Source organism: Propioniciclava sp. LT432 (assembly GCF_059515965.1).
In genome coordinates this window covers 101,406-122,587 of sequence record NZ_JCAKNE010000008.1, presented here as the reverse complement: position 1 = coordinate 122,587, position 21,182 = coordinate 101,406, and the positions used below count along the sequence as shown (strand labels likewise).

General features: G+C 69.8%; 18 protein-coding genes. 15 read left to right on the top strand and 3 right to left on the bottom strand.

All coding sequences use genetic code 11. From position 1 onward, the window contains the following. Positions 1-4: 4 nt before the first annotated feature. The 3 genes from AC5YDV_RS06095 to AC5YDV_RS06085 all read right to left on the bottom strand — a co-directional run bounded on the left by AC5YDV_RS06095 (position 5) and on the right by AC5YDV_RS06085 (position 2,922). Positions 5-349, bottom strand: coding sequence for a hypothetical protein (locus AC5YDV_RS06095; RefSeq protein WP_496182444.1), 345 nt, complete (start codon positions 347-349; stop codon positions 5-7). Positions 350-429: 80 nt separating this feature from the next. After that, the gene (locus AC5YDV_RS06090) at positions 430-1,104 is read right to left on the bottom strand and encodes a response regulator (RefSeq protein ID WP_496182443.1); all 675 of its coding nucleotides are present in this window, start codon (positions 1,102-1,104) and stop codon (positions 430-432) included. Beyond that, positions 1,105-2,922 carry a sensor histidine kinase gene (locus AC5YDV_RS06085; protein ID WP_496182442.1) on the bottom strand — a complete coding sequence of 606 codons (1,818 nt, stop codon included), beginning with the start codon at positions 2,920-2,922 and terminating at the stop codon, positions 1,105-1,107. Positions 2,923-3,136: 214 nt separating this feature from the next. Here AC5YDV_RS06085 and AC5YDV_RS06080 point away from each other — a divergent pair, with 214 nt between their 5' ends. From AC5YDV_RS06080 to ftsH, 15 genes are all read left to right on the top strand, one after another. Beyond that, positions 3,137-4,177 (top strand): tetratricopeptide repeat protein, encoded by a 1,041-nt coding sequence (locus tag AC5YDV_RS06080; protein ID WP_496182441.1) that lies wholly within the window; start codon positions 3,137-3,139, stop codon positions 4,175-4,177. Between the two features lie 14 nt (positions 4,178-4,191). After that, positions 4,192-5,295 (top strand): NHL repeat-containing protein, encoded by a 1,104-nt coding sequence (locus AC5YDV_RS06075; RefSeq protein ID WP_496182440.1) that lies wholly within the window; start codon positions 4,192-4,194, stop codon positions 5,293-5,295. 106 nt (positions 5,296-5,401) lie between these two features. Continuing rightward, entirely contained in the window at positions 5,402-6,625 is a 1,224-nt protein-coding gene (locus AC5YDV_RS06070) for a cytochrome c3 family protein (RefSeq protein ID WP_496182439.1), read from the top strand. Positions 6,626-6,984: 359 nt separating this feature from the next. Next, positions 6,985-8,895: a cytochrome c3 family protein gene (locus tag AC5YDV_RS06065; protein WP_496192408.1), complete on the top strand. Its 1,911-nt coding sequence runs from the start codon at positions 6,985-6,987 to the stop codon at positions 8,893-8,895. Positions 8,896-9,037: 142 nt separating this feature from the next. Continuing rightward, positions 9,038-9,919 carry a tetratricopeptide repeat protein gene (locus AC5YDV_RS06060; protein WP_496182437.1) on the top strand — a complete coding sequence of 294 codons (882 nt, stop codon included), beginning with the start codon at positions 9,038-9,040 and terminating at the stop codon, positions 9,917-9,919. A gap of 4 nt (positions 9,920-9,923) precedes the next feature. Beyond that, positions 9,924-10,658 (top strand): cytochrome c biogenesis CcdA family protein, encoded by a 735-nt coding sequence (locus tag AC5YDV_RS06055; RefSeq protein ID WP_496182436.1) that lies wholly within the window; start codon positions 9,924-9,926, stop codon positions 10,656-10,658. 11 nt (positions 10,659-10,669) lie between these two features. Then, positions 10,670-12,178, top strand: a complete 1,509-nt coding sequence (locus AC5YDV_RS06050; RefSeq protein ID WP_496182435.1) for a cytochrome c biogenesis ResB family protein — start codon at positions 10,670-10,672, stop codon at positions 12,176-12,178. Between the two features lie 18 nt (positions 12,179-12,196). Beyond that, positions 12,197-13,135 carry a c-type cytochrome biogenesis protein CcsB gene (ccsB, locus tag AC5YDV_RS06045; protein WP_496182434.1) on the top strand — a complete coding sequence of 313 codons (939 nt, stop codon included), beginning with the start codon at positions 12,197-12,199 and terminating at the stop codon, positions 13,133-13,135. Positions 13,136-13,174: 39 nt separating this feature from the next. After that, positions 13,175-13,879: a TlpA family protein disulfide reductase gene (locus AC5YDV_RS06040; RefSeq protein WP_496182433.1), complete on the top strand. Its 705-nt coding sequence runs from the start codon at positions 13,175-13,177 to the stop codon at positions 13,877-13,879. Continuing rightward, entirely contained in the window at positions 13,876-15,567 is a 1,692-nt protein-coding gene (locus AC5YDV_RS06035) for a NapC/NirT family cytochrome c (RefSeq protein WP_496182432.1), read from the top strand. The genes AC5YDV_RS06040 and AC5YDV_RS06035 overlap by 4 nt, the downstream gene beginning before the upstream one ends. Next, positions 15,564-15,995, top strand: a complete 432-nt coding sequence (locus AC5YDV_RS06030) for a MerR family transcriptional regulator (RefSeq protein WP_496182431.1) — start codon at positions 15,564-15,566, stop codon at positions 15,993-15,995. The genes AC5YDV_RS06035 and AC5YDV_RS06030 overlap by 4 nt, the downstream gene beginning before the upstream one ends. 284 nt (positions 15,996-16,279) lie before the next feature. Then, the gene (locus tag AC5YDV_RS06025) at positions 16,280-17,164 is read left to right on the top strand and encodes a MetQ/NlpA family ABC transporter substrate-binding protein (RefSeq protein ID WP_496182430.1); all 885 of its coding nucleotides are present in this window, start codon (positions 16,280-16,282) and stop codon (positions 17,162-17,164) included. Between the two features lie 15 nt (positions 17,165-17,179). Then, positions 17,180-18,217 (top strand): methionine ABC transporter ATP-binding protein, encoded by a 1,038-nt coding sequence (locus AC5YDV_RS06020; RefSeq protein ID WP_496182429.1) that lies wholly within the window; start codon positions 17,180-17,182, stop codon positions 18,215-18,217. Continuing rightward, complete coding sequence (locus AC5YDV_RS06015) at positions 18,214-18,876, top strand: methionine ABC transporter permease (protein ID WP_496182428.1); 663 nt, start codon at positions 18,214-18,216, stop codon at positions 18,874-18,876. Before AC5YDV_RS06020 ends, AC5YDV_RS06015 begins: the two co-directional genes overlap by 4 nt. Before the next feature lie 73 nt (positions 18,877-18,949). Continuing rightward, positions 18,950-21,181, top strand: coding sequence for an ATP-dependent zinc metalloprotease FtsH (ftsH, locus tag AC5YDV_RS06010; RefSeq protein WP_496182427.1), 2,232 nt, complete (start codon positions 18,950-18,952; stop codon positions 21,179-21,181). The last annotated feature ends 1 nt before the right edge of the window (position 21,182 follow it).

Here is a 21,182-nt window from a genome sequence, read left to right as displayed (position 1 = left end):
CCGTTCAGTTCTTCGGGGTCTCCAGCGCGTCCAGGATCGCCTCGAAGCGCAGCAACTGCGTCGGGTCGGGGAAACCCCGCTCGAGCGCGGCCGAGACGTCCACGAGGCGGGCGTCCGGGGCGAGTGACCTGACCAGGCCGCTGAGGGTGGCGTCCGGACGGTCGAGCACGACCAAGCGGAGCTCCCCGCTCCTCAGCGCCGCGCCGATGCTGGTGGCGTCGGCCGCGTCCACGACCTGGACGGACATCCCGCGCTGACGCAGCTGGGCGGCGATGCCCTCGCCGAGGAGCGGGTAGGCCTGCACGACCAGGGCGCGCGGACGGCGTCCTGCGGGGTACGCGCGAGCCATGGTCCACCTCCCGAGGATCGGGGCCGGACACCATGCTGACGCGTTGGGAGGCGGAAACCCATCCATCTCACGGCAGAGGATCAGGCGTCCGGCAGCCCCAACCCCTGTCGGACGATGTACGCCGCGGCTTGGCTCCGGTTGGTCATCTGCAGCTTCTCCAGCGCGTTGTGCACGTGGCTCTTCACCGTGCCCTCGGTGATCGTCAGCTCCTTGCCGATCTCCTTGTTCGACAGGCCGGCGGCCACGAGGCGGAGTATCTCGATCTCGCGGCGGGTCAGCTTCTCGCCCGGCTCCTCGGGCAGGACGGTCCCCTTGGTGGAAGCGCCCGTCTCCTTGAGGTGGCGTAGCAACTGGCCGGCAACGGCGGGGGAGATGGGCGTCTCGCCCTTCATCACGGAGTCGATCATGTCGAACAGCTGGTCGGGGCGGAGGTTCTTCAACAGGTAGCCGTGGGCGCCGTTCACCATGGCCCGCACCACGTGGTCGTCGGTCTCGGAGACCGTGAGCATGATGACCTTGACGTCCAGCACCTGCTCGCGGATCAGCCGCACGGCTTCCACGCCGTCCATCACGGGCATCTCGACGTCCATCACCACGAGGTCGGGCCGGAGCTCGCGGGCCAGTTCGACGGCGACGAGCCCATTCTCGGCCTCCGCCACCACCTCCAGCCCGGGCCTCTGAGCCAGCAGTGCCGCAACCGCCCCCCGGAACAGGGGCTGGTCGTCCACCAGCAGGATCCTGGTCTTCCTCTTCATTCAGTTCCTCACGGGATTCGGGGTGGGGCGTTCGGGGACGGTCGCGATCACGCGCGTGCCGATGCCGGGGAATGATTCAAGTGCCAGCGTTCCGTGGAGTTGGGACAGGCGGTCGCGCATGGTGAACAGGCCGTAGCCGTCCGTCGTCGGGAGGTCGTTCGGCGCGTGGAACCCCTGCCCGTCGTCCGCGATCGTGAACCGGGTGGAGTCGTCCGTGGCCGTCACCGTCACGGTGGCGCGCGTCGCCCGGGCGTGCTTGCGCACGTTGGTGAGCGCCTCCTGGACGACGCGGATCAGGTGCACCTCGGTGCGCGGGCTCAGTTGGATGGGTCCGCCGGTCTCGTTGTGGAACTCGGTGGCGATGCCCGACTGGTCGGCGAACTTCGCGATGTACCTGCGCAGGTTGTCCTCCAGCGACAGGTCGGCCTTGTCGGAGTCGCGCAGTCCGAGGATGACCTCGCGCACGTCGCGGTAGGCCTCGTCGGCGATCTCGGCGAGGGAGGTGACCTGCTCGGCGGTCGCGGGATCCCCGGCCACGGCGGGGAAGGTCTCCAGCATGCGCAGGCGCAGGTGCATCGCGCCCAGCACCTGGGCCATCGAGTCGTGCATCTCGCGGGCGATGCGCGTCCGCTCGGTCAGCACCATGCGCTGGCGTTCCTGTTCGCGCACCTTGGCGCCGGTCAGGGCGATGCCGGCCAGCCCCGCCATGGTGCCGAGGAACGAGCGGTCGCGGTCGGAGAAGGGGCGGTCGTCGGTGCGGCCCACCCACAGGGTGCCCACCCGTCCGTGGATGCCCTCCACCTGCTGCTCGGTCGCCGCCCCCCAGTGCGTGCACTGCGTGGGGTTGACCCGCTTCCCGGAGAGTTCGTCGATGTGCTCGTGCAGCCCGACCCCGAAGAGGGTGGTGCCGTCGCTGCAGGCCTCGGGGACCTCCGTGGAGGAGTCGAATCGCACCATGTTCGCCGTGGAGACGTCGATGATGACCGCCGCGGCGTCCGCGTGGACGAGGTCGCGGGCGTGCGTCGCCAACTCGGTGAGGGTGGGGAGGGTGCCCGCGTGGCGGGAGATGGCCAGCAGGATGGCGTAGAAGGCGTGCCCCTCGTCCCGGCGCCTGTACAGGTCGGCGAAGTCGCGGGCCAGTTTGGCCGCGCCCGCGGCCTGGAGGGCGAGCGCGGCCTCGGTGGCCGGGCCGATGTACCAGGCGGGGACGTCGCCGTCCACCGACCAGACCTCGAGGCGCCCCACCGCGTGGTCACCCTGCATGAGCGGGGACGCCAGCGTGGGCACCGACGACGAGACCAAGTCGCGATCGCGTCCGGCGATGGCTTCCACGCCGGGATCGGACTTGCCCGAATGGAGCCGGAGGCGGACGCAGTCGACCCCGGGGGCGGCGGCGAGCACCTCGGCGGCGGCGGTGACGACGGACGCCGCGTCCTGGCGTTCCTGGACCGCGGTGGAGACGGCACGGGCCAGCCTCAGGTCCTGGTTCTGGGTGACGATCGCGGACTCGGCCCGCTCGAGGTGGCCGATGACCAGCCACGCGAAGAGACCGATCGCGATGCAGACGGACAGGGCGACGGCGATGTGCCAAGCCTGGGAGAACTCCGGCGTCCACCACAGCGAGTTCTCCAGGTGGTAGTGGCAGGCCTCCAGCACCACGAAGAAGCCCATGGGGGCGACGACGCTCACAAACTTGAGCCTGCGCCCGACCAAGCGGGTGGTCCCGGTGCCCTCGACGTGGGCGTCGATCCACGCGTGGACACCCCTGTCGGGCACAGGCGTCCTCGCCTGCCCGACTTCGTGTCGCACTGCGCCCACGCTGCCTCCTTGCATACCCCCCATGGGTTTCGCCGTGACTTGCGTCACTCTAACCCGTCTACTGCCTTGTGTAGTAGTCGAATGCGGGCGTTCTGCCGGGAGTCAAGAGTCAACGGCTCCCCGGGCCGCCTGGGGATCGTCTATCGAACCTCCACCCTCCGGCGGATGGGAGTGCGCGCGAGCGACCGAGAGGCTGGACGCTGAGGTGCACGCCGTGCGCCCCTGCGTGCTCGCCGGCACGCCGACCGAGGTGGTGGAGCAGATGACGAGAACCGAGCTCGAACCGGTGGTGGACCACGACATGCCTCCCGCGACGCGTTCCGATCGCGCGCTGTCGGGGTTCTTGCGCTTCGGCCCGATCGCGCTGGTGGTCGCTGTGGTGGCGTTCGGCATCTTCTACTGGGTCGACCAGCGGACGCCGCGGGCTCCGTCCATCGTGACCACCCAGATCGCGGCGGCGGAGCAGGCGATTCGCGACCAGCCGAACAACGTCCAGGCGCGACTGGACCTCGGGCTCCTGTATCACCACGCGGGAAGGCTCGACGAGTCGATCGTCCAGTACGACCAGGTGCTCCAGGTCGCCCCCGCGTCGGCTGACGCGCACCTCGGCAAGGGGGCCGTGCTCAAGGCCAAGGGCGACCTCATGGGAGCGACCGCCGCGTACGCTGCCGTCACCGCCGTTGACAAGGGAGCCGAGTTCTCGGCCGTGGACACGCGCGTGCAAGCCGCCTACTACCAACTCGGCGTCATCGCCCTGGAGCAGAAGCAGCCCGACGCGGCGCTGGCCCACTTGGAAAAGGCCCTCCGCATCAACAAGACCGATTCGGACGCCCTGTACCAAGCGGGGTTGGCCATGCAGCAGCTGGGGCAGCACGACGAGGCGGTGGTCACCTTCAGGAAGGCGCTGACCTTCGTGCCGACCGGGTGGTGCGAGCCCTACGCGGGCATGTCCACCTCGTACGAGGCCCTCGATCAGGCGGAACCCGCCGCCTACTCGGCAGCGATGAACACCTTCTGCGGTGGTGACGCAGCGACGTCCGAGACGCAGCTGACCGCGCTCGTCGACGGTGCCGCGGGCGTCGACGCGATGCTCGGCCTCGGGCAGATCGCGGAGACGCGCAAGGACAACGATGCGGCGATCGCCTGGTATCGCAAGGCCCTCGAGCGTGACCCCCAGAGCATGGCGGCGATCGCCGCGTTGGCGGGCCTCGGCGTCACCCCGGACGCCGCATCCAGTGACCAGCCCAAGAAGTGACGGAGACCGACACCATGGCCACCCGCAGCGACACAACCCGTGACGAGAGTGTCCTCGACCTGTTCGAGGGCATCGATGACGTGCCTCCTTCGGGCGCTCCCCAAGGGCCGACAGGCGGCGGCGGAGGAGTCAACGAGGGTGGCGGGGAGGCACGGCGCCGGCGCCGGAAGGTCCTCGCGCTGCTCCTCGCCGCTCTCCTCCTCATCACGGCGGCGGTGGCTGCGTGGTACCTGACGACCCGCAAGCCACTCAGCCAACTGCCCGGGGTCAACGTCGTGGCCATGCCCGCCTACAAGACCTCGTTCCACGGCGTCGAGAAGCCCTTGGGTGTCGCGGTGACGCCCGACGGCGACCGCGTGTACGCCTCCCATGGAGGAACGAAGCCCGGCGTGGTGGTGTACGACCGCGAGGGGCGCAAGCTCCGCGACCTGGAGTTCCCGACCGAGCCCGCCTACCACGTGCCCGTCTACCTGACCGTGGCGCCGGACGACACGCTCTACGTCGGCGACCGCGCCGCGGGGGCCATCTACACCTTCTCCCGCGACGGCGAGTACCTGTCGACCTTCACGCCCCGGGACGCCTCGCTCGTGTTCTCCCCGCTGGGTCTCGCGGTGGGCGAGGACGGCACACTCGTGGTCGCGGACGTGTTCTCCAACGAGCCCGTCCGGCACCGCATCCTCGTGTTCGACGCCGCCGGCGCTCTCGTCCGGACGCTGGGGGAGGGCAAGCTCAACTACCCCAACCAGGTCTTCCTCGGAAGCGACGGTTCCGTGTACGCGACCGACAGCAACAACGCCAAGCTGGTGGTGTTCGACACGGATGGGAACCCGAAGACCCTGGTTGGCCCCGGAGCGGGGCTCGGTGACCTCGGCCTGCCCCGCGGCGCAGCTTTGGACGACCGCGGACGCCTCTTCGTCGCCGACACCACCGACCACCAGGTGCGGATGTACACGGCCGGGCCGGGGGCGACGGACCTGCCGACCTTCCAGGGCTCCTTCGGAACCACGGGCGTGGGGGACGGCCAGTTCAACTACCCCAACGGCCTGGCCGTCGACGGCCGCGCACGCATCTACGTGACGGACCGCGAGAACAACCGGATCCAGGTGTGGGGGTTCTGACCATGCCTGCCTTGGGAAGTGGCCGCCGGCGTCGCTGCATCCAGCAGCACCGCGCGGTGGTGCACCACAACTGAATAGGCCCTACGAGCTCAGAATGGAGAACATCATGAGCACTACCAAGAGGGTGCTGGGGGGTGCGCTCGCGACACTCGTGGGCGTGGCCTCGGCACTCTTCATCGGCGCAGGCCCCGCCTACGCCGACAACGGACCACACGTCAAGGTCAGCGGCGGCGATGGAGCTCTCGTGAGCGAGCTCCAGCCCGGTCGCTGCGCCTCGTGCCACCGGGTCCACACCGCCAAGAGCACCGACGGAATGTTGCTCAAGACCGACCAGACCAACCTCTGTTACTCGTGTCACGGCGATGGTGGGACAGGCGCGGTCACCAACGTCCAGTCCGGCATCGCCTACGCGGGGGCCGGCCAGACCGATCCCACGACCGGCATCTGGACGGCGTCCGATCGCGGTGGCGAGGTCGGTGCCCTCCGGGGCGGCGGTTTCGAGAACGCGATGCTCGGGACGGACAGTGCCCAGAAGGCGGTCCAGCAGACAGTCAACGGGACGTCTGTCAAGGCTCACCTGATCCCCGTGGCGGACGCTCCTGAGCCCACCAACGGAAATCACATGGGTGGGCAGGGCATCGTCTGGGGCGCCGGCGCCTACTCCGAGACAGCCAACGCGGGCAAGTTGCTCTCGGCCGGCGTCCAGCTCGAGTGCGGTTCCTGCCACGACCCGCACGGGAACGGCAACTACCGCATCCTGAAGCCGATGGACGACACGCTGGGTACCGGCGGTGACACTCGCGCCATCGCGATCCCCGACACGACCACCAAGGTGTACACCACGACCAACTACTGGTTCTCGGCGGACACCAACGCGTTCGTGGGGACCGGCACCGACGGCCAGCCGTACCAGCAGAACACGGCGCTCCAGGGCACGAGCCCGACGGATTCGACCCCGACCTCGAAGCCTCTGTTGACACGTGTGACCGCGAGCAATCCGGTCGCGCAGCCGGTCTACGTCGACAAGTACATCGCGAACGTGGCTGCCTGGTGCACCACGTGCCACACGCGCTACCTGGCCCCGGGTGGGTCCCGCAGCGCGGATTCCGGCGACGCGGTGTTCACCTACCGGCACACCAGTGACCACCTCAGCAACGGTGAGTACGGAGCGAACCGCAACTGCATGAGCTGCCACGTTGCCCATGGCTCGAACGCCACGATGGACAACACGGCGCCGGTCGAATGGCCGAACAGCCAGACCCTGTCGTCGGACAACCGGATGCTCCGGGTGGACGACCGCGGAGTCTGCCTGCTGTGCCACAACGTCTGATCGATCCGCCAGGTCGAGGCTGACGCCAACGTGCCCGGGGAGGCGGTCCCAGACCCACCTCTCCGGGCAACACCCCCATCCCTGTCCGATCACCCAGCACAGGAGTGACACCAGCCATGATGATGAGGCGGCCCCGTGGGCACATGCCCCGCGCGCATCGTGTGTGGTCACTCGTGATGGTGCCCTTGGTCACCCTGTCCATCGTTGCGTCCGGATCCGTAGCCGCGGGTGTGGAGCCGACCGCGTCCCTCGCACCGACCGCGTCCCCCGCGCCCGCCGTGTCCCAGCCGGACGCCTCTCCCACGCCCACCGCGTCCCCCGCGGCGGCCACTCCTCTCTCCCCGCCCGACGAGCCACCCGTGACGCCCGCACCTGAGCCCATCCGGTTCGGGGGCGCCAGTTTCGTCTTCGCCACGATTCCCGAACCGGGCGCGGATGCCGTGTACCTCACCCCGGGTGAACAGCTGCAGGGAGCACTCCCGCTCCAGACCCTGCGCGTGAGCGTGCTGCTCGCGAACGCCACCTCCGATGCGATCATCTGGACCCCACGGGTGGAGTTCCGTTCGGTCGGTGACGCCGAGTTCCGGTCGGTCCCGACCGCCGTCGAGCCGGGCGTCCCGTTCTTCACCGTGCACGAGTGGGTCACCGTCCCGGGTGGGACGGAGCCCGGCCCCGCGGCCACGCAGCTGGGCGCCGTCCACCACCCCGTCCCCGAAGGAATGGCCGTCCCGCCCGGACGGCGCGCAAGCGGCCTCAATCCCGACATCTCGCGACCCCTGGACCCCGGGAGCGCCGTCGAGCAGGAGTTCACCGTCAAGGTGGGCCTGGACGTCGAGTACGGCACGGCGTACGAGTTGCGGGTGTCGGACGCCGGCGTCGGACTGCCGGGCATGATGAGCGGCACCGTGGTGATGGCCGCGTCGCCGCAGCTCGAGGTGGATGCGGCGCCGCGAGCCAGCGCGCGGATGGCGCTGGCGCCCGCGACGGCCGCGGCCGCGGCAGAGGCCGCTGCGGCTGCCGTGGCGTCCAAGGTTCACCAGCCGTTCAGCCCCGGCGGTGGGAGTTGCGCCACGTGCCACGGCACGCACTCCGCGCAGTCGGCGAACCTGGTCAAGGCGGACTCGCAGACCGCCCAGTGCGACACGTGCCATGGCTCGGCCGGGCTCGGCGGGCCCGTCGACGTCTCGGCGCAGTTCGCGGCGGCGCCTCCGAACGACGTGGAGTCCCGCTCCTTCTACAGCCACGACCTCACTGCGGCCGGGCACACCACCGCCAAGGACGAGGTGGCCAAGGGGCTCACCACGCGGCACAGCCAGTGCTCCGACTGCCACAACCCCCACAACCTCACGGCGACGCCCCAGGAGTACGACGCGGACACGTCGTCCTGGACGGTGTCGGGCGGGTACGGCACCAGCGGCGTCCAGCCCGTCTTCGGTGGGGCGGGGACAGCGCCGACGTACACCCCCCTGGACGGCTCGATGGCCCCCCTGACCACCGAACAGCAGGTCTGTTACAAGTGCCACTCAGGATTCGCCACGCAACTGGAGGACGATCCGGCGAAGCCGTCACGGGACAGGACGGACGTCGCGCTCGCCCTCAACCCCGCGAACGCCTCCTACCACCCGGTCGAGGCCCCGGGGCGCAACCAGTCCTCGAAGATGGCTGACAGCCTCAGCGGCTACTCGCCCTACCGGCTCTGGAGCCTGACCCCCGGCGACACAATCCGGTGCACCATGTGTCACACGAGTGGAGACACCGCGGTGGGCACCGACCCGACGGCGTCCCTCCCCGTGCATGCCTCGCAGAACCGCGGCATCCTGATCCGTCCGTACGAGAACCGGACACTGCCGGTGCGCGGCGAGTACCGCAAGACTTCCAACTTCGCACTGTGCCTGACCTGCCACGCTCAGACGCCCTACACCACCGTCCGGGGCGAGGGGGCCACGACAGCGACGAACTTCGGCTGGCACGGCATGCACGTGGCCGGCATGGCCTACACCGGCTCGGGAGGCACTGACATCGACACCCCGGGTGCAGGACAGGGCAATGCGCTGTGCGCCGAGTGCCACTTCCGCACGCACGCCGCGACCGACGTCGTCCAGGGGCAATCCGTGTCCGGGGAGGCGATCGTCAGCTTCTCGCCCAACGTGACGCCGAGTCGGTTGGCCGCCGACAAGACGGTCACCTTCACCAAGACGGCCACCGGCGGGACGTGCACCCTGACCTGCCACGGGAAGGACCACCAGGGCGTCCGCTACACGAACGGTTGACCGGGGGGTTGAGGAGGTTGTGTCCCTCTCTCTATCCGAAATGGACCCTCCGGCGGATCGTGCGACAAATCGCTCAAAACGACACTTGATGTACCAGCCCGTGCGCGCCGGCGCCCGGCATTGCAGAGGAGCACCACCGCTGATGTCCCCCGTACACACCGCCACCACCACGCAGGTGCGCACCGAACTCCTGGGTCGCCTGGGCCTGCCGGCGGGCACCCAGGACGACGCGCTGGAGGACGCCCACCGCCGGCTGGGCGAGTTCCTCGACGGGGCGCCCCAGGAGCTGCGTGGCTGGGCCGACAAGAAGCAGGCCGAGGCCGACCGCCTCTACGGCCTCCTCACCGGCCCGGACGCCGAGCTCGCCGACCTGGCCGCCGCCCGCAGCACGGCCGCTCGCCAGGCCGCCGCCCCTACCCGCAGGAGCTTCCCCGTCTGGGGCAAGTGGCTCGCGGGGATCGCCGTGGTGGCAGCGGTCATCTTCGGCGTCTACCAGATCGGCAAGCCGCCGTCCGACCTGCCCGCGATGACCGCAGCCGAGGGCGCGAGCGCGACCCCGGCGGCCCAGGGCCTCGACCAGGCCAAGGTCGCCGAGCTGATGGGCAAGCTGCAGGCGAACCCACAGGATCTCACCACGCTCCACGGCCTGGCCGACGTGTACTACGCCGCCGGCGACTACAAGCAGGCGGCGGACTGGTTGCAGAAGGTCCTCGACATCGACCCGACCAACGAGCAGGCCCTCGTCGCGATCGGCGCCACGTCCTTCAACCAGGGCGATCTGACCAGGGCCGAGGAGGTCTGGAACCAGGCCGCCCAGCTCTACCCGACGAACCCGGAGGTCTTCTACGACCTGGGCTTCCTGTACATGACGACGCAGCGCACGGACGAGATGAAGGCCGCCTGGGACAAGGTCGTCGAGATCGCGCCCGAATCCGTCTTCGCCGAGACCGTGAAGAGCCACGTGGGTAGCGTGAAGCCCGAGGCCCTGCCGTCCGCGGCCCCGACGCCCGAGACCAAGGGCTGACGTCATGGTGGAGGTCGGCCTGGCGGTGGCGTTCCTCGCGGGGGTGGCGAGCTTCGCCTCGCCGTGCTGCCTGCCGATGGTCCCGGTGTGGATCGGCTACATCGTGGGCGGAACCCCCGCCGGCCGGCGCACCAACCGTGTCGTGGCCCTGCAGCAGTCGCTCGCCTTCGTCGTCGGCTTCGCGGTCGTGTTCGTGGGCCTGTGGGCGTCCATCGGCCTGGTGGGCTACCTGCTGCGCGGCTACGTGGACGTCATCCGCCAGGTCGCCGGCGTCCTGCTGATCGTGATGGGCCTGCACGTGGCGGGCCTCATCACCATCCCGTTCCTGCGCAACCAGTTCTCCCTGGGCACCGCCCGCCTCGTCCGACGGGACGCCTCGGGTGCGGTCGTCACCTCCCGCCCGAGCGTGCTGCGGTCGGTGTTGTTCGGCGTCGTCTTCGCCGCCGGCTGGACGCCCTGCGTCGGGCCGACGCTGGGCGCGATCATCGGGCTCGCCTCCCTGAACGACACCTTCGGGCAGGGGACCCTCCTGCTCGTCGTCTTCGCCCTCGGCCTCGGCCTCCCGTTCGTGCTCGTCGCACTCGGGGCGGACGCCGTGCGCAACCGCCTCGCCTGGCTGACCGACCATGCGGCGCTGGTGTCGATCGTGACCGGGGCCCTCCTCATGGTGGTCGGCTTCCTGATGCTGACCAACCTGCTCGCCCGCCTGGCCCAGTTCTCCCCGCAGTTCCCCGTCTGAAAGAGAATCCGATGAGCTCGCACGTGAAGGAACGCCCGACCGCCCGCCAGGGCCAGGTCGACTTGCTCGACGGGGTCGACCTGCTCGACGCCGTCGCCCCGGCCGCCCCTCGGCGCAAGGGCACGAGCCACCCGGGCCACCGGGGGAACCCGCTGGAGATGGTGTGGCACTTCCTCATCTCGATGCGCACCGGACTGGGGCTGATCCTCGTCCTCGGCCTGCTCACGCTGGCCGGCACGATGATCATGCAGGCCACGCCCGAGGCGCTGGCCGACCCGGAGGTCTTCCAGGCCTGGTACGAGAACGGCCCCCGGCAGAAGTACGGCGGCTGGGCCCCGATCCTCTCCGCCCTCGGCCTCTACAGCGTGTTCGGCACCTGGTACTTCAAGGCGCTCTTCGCGCTGCTCGCCACGAGCATCCTGGCCTGCTCGGTGAACCGCGCCCCACGCCTGTGGCGCAGCGCCACGCGCCCCCACGTGTCCCTGCGCGAGGCCTTCTTCACCCACGCCCCGCTCCGCGCCGCCTTCGACCTCCCGATGGATGCCGAGGGTGCGGCCCAGCGCGTCCGGGCCGGCCTCCAGCGCGGCCACTTCCGCACCGTCGAGGCCGAGGTGACGGACGGCGCGGACCTGTACGGCGACAAGTTCCGCTGGGCGCCGTTCGGCACGGTGATCGCCCACATCAGCTTCATCATCATCCTGCTGGGCTTCGTGGTGTCGGCCTCCATGGGCTTCCGGGACGACCAGTTCGTCGCCCCCGTGGGTGTCCCCGTCGAGGTCGGCCACGGCACCGGCCTGACGGTGCTGGCGCACTCGTTCCACGACGCCTACTACGACAACGGCGCCCCGAAGGACTACGTCTCCGACCTCGAGGTGTTCAAGGACGGACAGTCGGTCGCGCGCCAGGAGATCCGGGTGAACGAGCCGCTCATCTTCGACGACGTCTGGTTCCACCAGTCCTTCTTCGGGGTGGGGGCCGACGTCAAGGTGACCGAGGGTGGCTCCGATGTCTTCGCCGAGACGGTCGCGATGGCGTGGCGCTCCAACGACGGCACCCGCACCATCGGCCAGTTCACGATCCCGACCAAGGGGCTGTCGGTCTACGTCGTGCAGGCGGCGTCCGGCAAGGTCCTGCCCGAACTCCCCGCCGGATCGGTGGCGCTCGAGATCAGCAGGACGGGCTCCACGACGCCGACCGTCGAGGTGCTCACCCAGGGCGACTCCGTCGAGGCCGAGGGCCTGACGTGGACCTTCGAGCGCAACCGCCAGTACACCGGCGTGACCATCAAGAAGGACCCGGGCTCGGTGCTGGTGTGGGTGGGCAGCGCCCTGCTCATCCTCGGCAGCTGCCTCGTGTTCTTCCTGCCGCATCGCCGCATCTGGGCGCGTGTCCGTCCGAATACGGACGGCACCACCCGCGTGATGCTCGGCGCCCCCAACAAGCGCGACCCCGGCATGGAGCCGGTGTTCGCCGACCTCCTCCACCGCATCCAGAACGACGACGCCCAGCGCGAGCGCTGAGCCCAAGGAGAGAACGCCATGCTGCTCTACGCCCAATACGCCATCATGGTGGCCCTCGCGGCCACGGTGCTCGCCTCCATCGGGTACATCTGGGCCGCGGTCCAGGGCCACCAGATGGTCACCGCGGGCGCCAGGAGGAAGACCCGGGTCCTGGTGGGCGGCGACCTCGTCGACGACCTCGCCGGGTTCGAGGCCGAGCCCGCGGCGTCCCGTCAAGGACGCGCTTCCAACCCCGGCGCGATCGCGCGCTACTCCTCCTGGCTCGCCTGGGGCGCCCTCGGCCTGCTGACGCTGGCCCTGGTGATGCGCACGATCGAGACGGGCCGTGGCCCCTTCGTCACCCAGCACGAGTTCGCCGTGTCGATGGCCTGGGGCTTCCTGCTCATGTACCTCCTCTTCGAGTGGAAGTACCGGGCCCGCACCCTCGCGCTCGTCGCCCTGCCGATGACGGTGGTCATCCAGCTGTACGCCCTGTCCTGGGACTCGACCGCCGACCCGCTCGTGCCGGCGCTGCAGAACAGCTTCCTGCTGACCATCCACATCGTCGTCGCGATCTTCGCCTACGGCGCGTTCCTGGTCTCCTTCGCCGCCGCCGTCCTCTACCTGGTCAACTCCTACTTCCCGGGCAGGTTCAGCCATGTGCTGCCCAAGCAGGACGTCCTGGACCGCCTCGGGTACCGCGCGGTCGTCATCGGTTACCCCCTGCTCACGGCCGTCATCGTGCTGGGCGCGGTGTGGGCCGAGATCGCGTGGGGCCGGTACTGGAGCTGGGACCCGAAGGAGACCGCGTCACTCGTCACGTGGCTCATCTACGGCGCTTACCTGCACGCCCGCGTCGCGCGCGGCTGGGTCGGACGCGGTGCGGCCTGGCTCCTCGTGCTGGCCTTCTCGTCGGTGATCTTCACCTTCTTCGGCAACGCGATCTTCGGCGGCCTGCACTCCTACGGCGTCTCCTGATCGTGGCCGGGGGAGTGACGGAACGGGAAGGAACGGATCATGAGGGACCACATCGAGGACGACGACGAACTGTTCGAGGTGACCGGGGCCGAGGCGACGCGGGGTGTCGACGTGCTCGCGCCCACGGCGTCCACCGTGGTGCGTCGTGACCCGCGCGAGCGGATCCGCTCGAGCAGGCTGGGCCAGCTGTTCGTCCTGCTGGTGACGGCGGCCGTCGTCCTGGGCGGCTGGCAGATCGTCCAGATGCAGGAGCGGCAGGACCGCGCCTCGCAGACAGGCGGCTCGACGGTCGTCCGTCTCGACGGCACCTCCCGGCTGCCGCCGCCCACTCTCGGGCAGCCGGCGACCGACTTCACCTACACGACCTGGGACGGCAAGAAGATCACGCTCTCGGAGCTGCGGGGCAAGGGTGTCTGGGTCACGTTCGGAGCCACCTGGTGCACCAACTGCCAAGCCGAGATGCCCGATGTCGAAGCCGCCTCGAAGGCGTTCGCGGATCGGGGTGTCGTGGTCCTGGGGGTCAACATCCAGGAGTCCCCGGAGGCCGTCCGTTCGTACGCCGAGCGCGTCGGGCTGACCATGCCGATCGGGGTCGACGCGACGAACGAGATCGCCGAGGCGTACGCCGTGGGCGCCATCCCGGCCCACTACTTCATCGCTCCCGACGGCACGGTCAAGGACATCCGTGTCGGCGGTCTGGCTCCGGCCACCATGACGTCCATCCTCGAGGAGTTGGCACCGTGACCAACGCGCCCGAACCCGCCGAACCCGTTCCGGACGAGGTCGGCGGCCCAGCGGATCCACCCGGGTCGGCGTCGCCCCAGACCCCGGCGCAGCCGCGCCGGGGCTTCCGCGCGCGTGTGGTCGACCCGGTCGTGGGGTTCGTCCGCCGGTGGACCCCACGTCCGAAGACGCTCGGTGGCGCCCTGGCGCTCATCTTCGGCACCCTCGCGGTGGGGGTGGCCCTCGCCGTGGGCGGCATGGAGGTCGTCCACTACTCCGAGAGCGTCCCGTTCTGCACGCTCTGCCACACCATGGAGCCGCAGGACAAGGCCTATCACGCCTCGCCCCACGCGGAGGCGGCCACGTGCGGCGACTGCCACGTCACCCCGACGGTCGCCGGCTTCGTGAAGGCCAAGCTCGAGGGCACCCGTGAGCTGAAGAACCTCGTGTTCAACACCTACCCCACGCCGATCCCGCCGATCGAGCACGGGAAGATGCCCCAGAGCACCGACACGTGCACCAACTGCCACCAGGTGTCCTCCCTCGGTGGGAACCTCGGGCCGAACCGGCTCGTGCTGCGCACCACGTACGCCTCCGACGAGAGCAACACCCGCAAGGACCTCGCCGTCGTCATGCGGCCGGCCAAGGCCGGCAGCCCGGACGCGCTGGGCGTCCACTGGCACATCGAGACGCCGGTCGAGTTCACGACCACGGACGCGCACCAGCAGACGATCGATTCGGTCAGCTTCACCGACCCCAAGACGGGCGCGGAGCGCACCTTCATCGCCGTCGGACAGATTCGCGACTCCAACAACGCCGCGCTCGACGTCCAGCGGATGCGTGAGCGCGACGAGGTCGTCACGATGAGCTGCATCACCTGTCACAACCGGGTGGGCCACGACATCCCCACGGCGGACCAGGCCGTCGACGACGCGCTCGCGCTGGGGAAGCTCGACCCGTCGCTGCCGTTCCTGAAGAAGAAGGCCGTCGAGCTGCTGAGCGGGCCGTGGGAGGGCGAGGAGAAGGACCTCGCCGACATCGCCGCCCTTCCGGCCTTCTACGGGTCCGAGTACCCGCTGGTCGCGCAGCAGAAGGCCGAGGCGGTGCAGGAGTCGACACAGGAGCTGACCCGGCTGTACTCCCAACTCGTCACCGCCGGCATGGAGACCGGCCCGGGCACCTATGCCAACAACCTGGGCCACCAGGCGGGCACGGGCTGCTTCCGCTGCCACGACGGCGCCCACTACGAGGTGGTCGACAAGGTCGTCACCAAGACCACGATCCCGTCCACGTGCGACACCTGCCACACGTTCCCCCAGTTGACCGGGCCGGACGTCCCACCCGAGGCGCAGAAGATCTCCGCGGTCATGGACCCCGTCCCGCTCGGCCCGCGTCCGGACGACCACAACCGGGGGCTGTTCGCCTTCGACCATGCCAAGCTCGCGACCTCGCTCGACGGCGTCGGGACGAGCTGCGCCGCCTGCCACAAGCCGAGCTACTGCGTGGACTGCCACGACAGCGGCGCGATCAACGTGGAGCACGACCAGATGCTGTACAGCCACGCGACCTCGCTGCGGCTGGCCAACGGACCGCTCGCGTGCGCGGTGTGCCACCAGCCCAGCTACTGCGCCCAGTGCCACAAGGGGGACGCCCGGCTCGGGCCGAGCAACTCCCGGCTGGACGGCTCCACCGCCGAGGTGGGCCGATGACCGCGACCACACGGATGAACGAGACCTGGCTCTCGGTCCAGGAGGCCAGCGCGATGCTGGGAGTGTCCCCGGCCACGCTGCGCCGGTGGAGCGCCGCCGGCGAGATCGAGGCGTTCACCACTCCCGGCGGGCACCGGCGGTTCGCGCGCAGCACGCTGAGCGCACTGCTGGACAAGGGCTGCGGTGACGCCGCGCGCTCGGGTGGGGACGACCCCCTGCCCGAGGGCTTGTCCGGGTGCCTCCTCACCGAGGTGGTGGCGGCCTTCGTCCGGTTCCGTGGGGTGTTCGTGGACGAGGTGGCGGACGCCGCGGTGCGGCACGGCCTCACCTCGACCGAGGCGATGACCCTGGTCAACCGGTGTGGCGCGGTCGTCGACGAGGCGCTCGCCGACTTCGTGCGGGCGGGGCAGGAGGGCCGCGAGGCCTGATTGCATCTCGCGGTGCGGACGAGTTCGGTGGAAGTGGTTGACAGGACTATCGTAGAAGCAGCCGTGGTGATCGGACCCGGCCCTGTTCCGTGGAGGTCAGTCGTGAGGCGTCAGCTCGAGCTCGTGCAGCCGATGTGCTGCTGGGCGCGCCTCCACATCGACATGATGCGGGCGAGCTCCATGTGCTGTCGCGGCTGAGCCGCACGCCCAGGACGCTCGCCGTCCCGCCCCCCTCGCACCTCAACCTCCCCGTATCACCACCTCTGAGAAGGAATCCCTCTGTCATGCGCATTTCCAAGCCGCTCGTCGCTGCCATCGCCGCCCTGTCCCTGACTCTGGCCGGTTGCTCCGCCGGGGCCCAGCCCGCCGCGTCCGGCACCGCGGCCGCCGACAAGCCGATCAAGCTCGGCGTCGTCGGAGCGGCGTCCCCCGAGTGGGACGTCTTCAAGTCCAAGGCCCAGGCCGCCGGCCTCAAGGTCGAGATCAAGGACTTCACCGACTACACCACGCCGAACCCGGCCGTCTCGGACGGTTCGCTCGATGCCAACCAGTTCCAGCACATCCTGTACCTGGCGCGCTACAACAAGGACAACAACGGCAAGCTCGTGCCCATCGCGTCCACCGCCATCTACCCGCTGGCGCTGTACTCGCAGAAGTTCACCTCGGTCGACGCCATCGAGGCCGGCTCCCAGATCGCCGTCCCGAACGACGAGACCAACAAGTCCCGCGCCATCCACCTGTTGGCCTCGGCCGGCCTGCTGAAGCTCAAGGACGGCACCGGCGTCATCGCCGGCGAGGAGGACATCGTCGCCGCCGAGTCCAAGGTCAAGGTCTCCCCGATGGACGCCCAGCAGACGGTCACCGCCCTGCCGTCCATCGCGGGCGCGGTCGTGAACAACGACTTCGTCAACGACGCCGGGCTGGATCCGGAGTCCGCCCTGGTGGAGGACGACCCGAGCAACGAGGCGTCGCAGCCGTACATCAACGTGCTGGTCGTCCGCGAGGCCGACGCGACCAACCCCAACCTGCTCAAGCTCGGCGAGATCCTGGCCGACAAGGAGTTCCAGGCCGCGCTGAGCGAGCAGTCCGCGGACTCGGCGGTCCTGGTCAACAAGACCCCGCAGGAGCTCAAGCAGATCCTCGACGAGGTCACGGCCGACCTCGCCTGAGGTCGCCCCACGACGATGGCCGACCCCATCATCACGTTCGACGGCGTGCACAAGGTCTTCGAGGGATCGAAGCCGGTGCACGCCGTCAACGGCGTCTCCCTGGCCATCGCGGCCGGGGAGATCTTCGGCGTCATCGGCTTCTCCGGAGCCGGCAAGTCGACGCTGGTCCGTCTGGTCAACGGGCTCGAACCCGTGACGGAGGGCCGCATCGTCGTGGACGGCTTCGAGGTGTCCGCCATGACGGAGAAGGAGCTGCGCAGCGTCCGTCCCGAGATCGGGATGATCTTCCAGCAGTTCAACCTGTTCCAGTCCAAGACGATCGCCGAGAACATCGCCTACCCGCTGCGCCTGGCCCGGTGGGACGCCGCCCGCCGCAAGGCCCGCGTCGCGGAGTTGCTCGAGTTCGTCGGGCTCACCGACAAGGCCGACGTCCACCCCGCGCAGCTGTCCGGGGGCCAGAAGCAGCGCGTCGGCATCGCCCGCGCGCTCGCGACCAGCCCGAAGATCCTGCTGGCCGACGAGTGCACGTCGGCGCTGGATCCCCAGACCACCCGTGAGGTGCTGGACCTGCTGCGCCGCGTCAACGACGAACTGGGCGTCACGATCGTCCTCATCACGCACGAGATGGACGTCGTCCGCTACCTGTGCGACCGCGTCCTGATCATGGAGGACGGCCACGCCGTCGAGTCCGGCGACGTCTACTCGATCTTCGCCCGCCCGCAGCAGGAGGTGACGCGGCGGTTCGTCCACACGGCCCTGCGCGACCGGCCGTCGGCGGACGCGCTGGCCCGCTTGGCGCGCACCCACCCGGGTCGGATCGTCACGGTGCCGGTCACCGACGACGCGGACGCCTCGGGTGACCGCGCCGCCGTGTTCGCCCGCCACGGGGTGGCGGCCCAACTGGTCTACGGCGGCATCGTCGAGATCTCCGAGCGTCCCTACGGGTCGCTCACCTACGCCCTCGACGGCCCGGACGCCGCGGTCGCGGCCGCGTTGGCCGAACTCGAGGCGTCCGGCGGATACGAGGAGCACGACCGGGAGGACCTGCGATGAAGTTCGACTTCTCGGTCAACGGAGACATCTTCCTCGAGGCCATCGGGACCACGCTCTACATCGTCTCGGTGGGGCTGGGTGTCGGCGGGCTGGTCGGCCTGGGCGTCGGCGTCCTGCTCTACCTGACCCGGCGCGGGGGCCTTCGCCCGCACAAGGTCCTGTTCACCATCCTCAACCTGGTGATCAACTTCTTCCGGCCGATCCCGTTCATCATCTTCATCACCGCTGTCGGCCCGCTGACGCTGACGGTCGTGGGCTCGACGATCGGGACGAACGCCTTCATCTTCCCGCTGGCGATCATGGTGTCGTTCGCCTCGGCGCGCCTGGTGGAGCAGTCGCTGGTGGCGTTGGACCCGGGTGTCATCGAGGCGGCACGCTCCATGGGGGCGTCGACCTGGACAATCGTCCGGACGGTCGTGATCCCCGAGGCGCTGGCCCCGCTGATCCTGGCCTACACGTACCTCTTCGTGGCCGTCGTCGACATGTCGGCGCTGGCGGGGATCGTCGCGGGCGGTGGCCTCGGCGCGTTCGCGCTCAGCTACGGCTACCAGCGATTCGACTGGGCGATCACCTGGATCACCGTCGGCCTCATCGTCGTGCTGGTGCAGTCGGTGCAGTTCCTGGGCAACACCCTGGCCCGGAGGGCGCTGCACCGCTGAGCGGGATCGGTGACCTTGGTTGCCTCCGGTACGCTCAACGGCGTCCCCAACTCGCGCCCAGACAGGGAGTGGAATGAAAGCACCACGGCTCCTCCGCAGTCCGTTCCTGTGGATCCTCGCCGTTTTCCTGGTGGTCATCATCGGGATGAACCTGTTCTCGGCGTCGAGCCGCTACCAGCAGGTCCCGACGTCGCAGGTCATCCAGGCGATCGAGGGCAACGACCCGCTGCTCGAGGTGGTCATGGTCGACGGTGACCAGGAGATCCGCCTGGAATACAAGGAGAACGGTGCCCGCCTGCGCGCCAACTGGGTCGGCACCCAGAGCCAGGACATCATCGAGCGCCTCAACGAGCGTGTCGAGGCAGGCACGCTGGACCAGTGGCGCGGCGAGAACCCGGGCAACGGGTTCATGTCGCTGTTCCTGATGGGCGTGCTGCCGTTCCTGCTCATCGGCGGACTGTTCCTCTTCATGATGAACTCCGCCCAGGGCGGCAACCGCGTGCTGGGCTTCGGCAAGAGCAAGGCCAAGATCGCCAACAAGGACACCCCGCGCACGACCTTCGACGACGTCGCCGGCTGCGAGGAGGCCATCGAGGAGTTGCAGGAGATCCGCGAATTCCTCTCCGAGCCGGCCAAGTTCCAGGCCGTCGGCGCCAAGATCCCCAAGGGCGTCCTGCTGTACGGACCCCCGGGCACCGGCAAGACCCTGCTGGCGCGAGCGGTCGCCGGCGAGGCCGGCGTCCCGTTCTTCTCGATCTCGGGTTCGGACTTCGTCGAGATGTTCGTCGGTGTCGGCGCCAGCCGCGTCCGTGACCTCTTCGAACAGGCCAAGGAGGCCGCCCCGGCCATCATCTTCATCGACGAGATCGACGCCGTCGGACGCCACCGCGGCGCCGGCATGGGCGGTGGGCACGACGAGCGTGAGCAGACCCTGAACCAGTTGCTGGTCGAGATGGACGGCTTCGACGTCAAGGGTGGCGTGGTCCTCCTCGCGGCCACCAACCGGCCCGACGTGCTCGACCCGGCGCTGCTGCGTCCGGGGCGGTTCGATCGGCAGATCCCCGTCGAGGCACCCGACATGAACGGACGCCTGCAGATCCTGCGCGTCCACGCGCAGAACAAGCCCATGGCGGCGGACGCGGAGCTCGCCTCGGTCGCCAAGCGCACCCCCGGCTTCACCGGCGCCGACCTGGCCAACGTCCTGAACGAGGCCGCCCTGCTGACGGCGCGCCAGAACCGCCAGTGGATCACCAAGGAGAACCTCGATGAGGCCATCGACCGCGTCATCGCCGGCCCGCAGAAGCGCACGCGGGTGATGAACGAGCGCGAGCTGCTCATCACCGCTTACCACGAGGGTGGTCACGCCCTCGTGGCGGCGGCGATGCCCGGCAACGACCCCGTGCAGAAGGTCACGATCCTGCCCCGGGGCCGGGCGCTCGGCTACACGATGGTCATGCCGGACGCCGACAAGTACTCCCAGACCCGCGGCGAGCTGCTCGACCAGCTGGCGTACATGCTGGGCGGACGCGCCGCTGAGGAACTGGTGTTCCACGACCCGACGACCGGTGCCGCGAACGACATCGAGAAGGCCACGAAGGTCGCCCGTGCGATGGTCACGCAGTACGGCATGACCGAGAGCCTGGGCGCGGTGAAGTTCGGCGCCGACAACGGCGAGCCGTTCCTCGGCATGCAGGCCGGCATGGGCGGCTCGCGCGACTACTCCGAGGACGTCGCCGGTCGCATCGACGCCGAGGTCAAGAGCCTCATCGCCACCGCCCACCAGGAGGCGTTCGACGTCCTCGACGAGAACCGCGACGTCCTCGACGAGCTCGTCCGCCAGCTGTTCGAGCACGAGACCCTCGACAAGGAACACGTCGCCCGCATCTTCGAACCGCTGAAGAAGCGCCCGCGGCGTCCGGCCTGGACGGGCTCGCCCGACCGCGTGCCCTCCGACGTTCCCCCCATCGACCCGCCCGAGCGCAAGGTGCCGGACGCCGTGGCCCCCGGCCCCCAGCCCGCCGGCCTCCCCGGTGGTCCGGGGCAGAACCCGTGGGGTCAGCAGCCCCCGGGCCAGCCGGGCCCCTGGCAGCCGGGCCCGCCCGCCGGGCCGTGGGGCAGCCAGCCGCCCGGTCCCTACGGCCAGCCGCCGCAGCAGCCCGGTCCTTACGGCCAACCGCCGCAGGCGCCCGGTCCCTGGAACCAGCCCGGCGCGTACCCGCCGCCGAACGCCCCGTACCCGCCCGGGGGACCCGGTCAGGGCCCGTATCCGCCCGGGCAGGCTCCCCAACCCCCGCAGGAGCGCTGAC

What these genes read in the sequence shown, in the direction of transcription:
- ccsB (WP_496182434.1), top strand. Translation starts at nt 12,197, where the DNA reads ATGCTGCTCTACGCCCAATACGCCATCATGGTGGCCCTCGCGGCCACG.
- AC5YDV_RS06015 (WP_496182428.1), top strand. Translation starts at nt 18,214, where the DNA reads ATGAAGTTCGACTTCTCGGTCAACGGAGACATCTTCCTCGAGGCCATC.
- AC5YDV_RS06070 (WP_496182439.1), top strand. Translation starts at nt 5,402, where the DNA reads ATGAGCACTACCAAGAGGGTGCTGGGGGGTGCGCTCGCGACACTCGTG.
- AC5YDV_RS06060 (WP_496182437.1), top strand. Translation starts at nt 9,038, where the DNA reads ATGTCCCCCGTACACACCGCCACCACCACGCAGGTGCGCACCGAACTC.
- AC5YDV_RS06050 (WP_496182435.1), top strand. Translation starts at nt 10,670, where the DNA reads ATGAGCTCGCACGTGAAGGAACGCCCGACCGCCCGCCAGGGCCAGGTC.
- AC5YDV_RS06040 (WP_496182433.1), top strand. Translation starts at nt 13,175, where the DNA reads ATGAGGGACCACATCGAGGACGACGACGAACTGTTCGAGGTGACCGGG.
- ftsH (WP_496182427.1), top strand. Translation starts at nt 18,950, where the DNA reads ATGAAAGCACCACGGCTCCTCCGCAGTCCGTTCCTGTGGATCCTCGCC.
- AC5YDV_RS06095 (WP_496182444.1), bottom strand. Translation starts at nt 349, where the DNA reads ATGGCTCGCGCGTACCCCGCAGGACGCCGTCCGCGCGCCCTGGTCGTG.
- AC5YDV_RS06075 (WP_496182440.1), top strand. Translation starts at nt 4,192, where the DNA reads ATGGCCACCCGCAGCGACACAACCCGTGACGAGAGTGTCCTCGACCTG.
- AC5YDV_RS06025 (WP_496182430.1), top strand. Translation starts at nt 16,280, where the DNA reads ATGCGCATTTCCAAGCCGCTCGTCGCTGCCATCGCCGCCCTGTCCCTG.
- AC5YDV_RS06090 (WP_496182443.1), bottom strand. Translation starts at nt 1,104, where the DNA reads ATGAAGAGGAAGACCAGGATCCTGCTGGTGGACGACCAGCCCCTGTTC.
- AC5YDV_RS06020 (WP_496182429.1), top strand. Translation starts at nt 17,180, where the DNA reads ATGGCCGACCCCATCATCACGTTCGACGGCGTGCACAAGGTCTTCGAG.
- AC5YDV_RS06055 (WP_496182436.1), top strand. Translation starts at nt 9,924, where the DNA reads ATGGTGGAGGTCGGCCTGGCGGTGGCGTTCCTCGCGGGGGTGGCGAGC.
- AC5YDV_RS06030 (WP_496182431.1), top strand. Translation starts at nt 15,564, where the DNA reads ATGACCGCGACCACACGGATGAACGAGACCTGGCTCTCGGTCCAGGAG.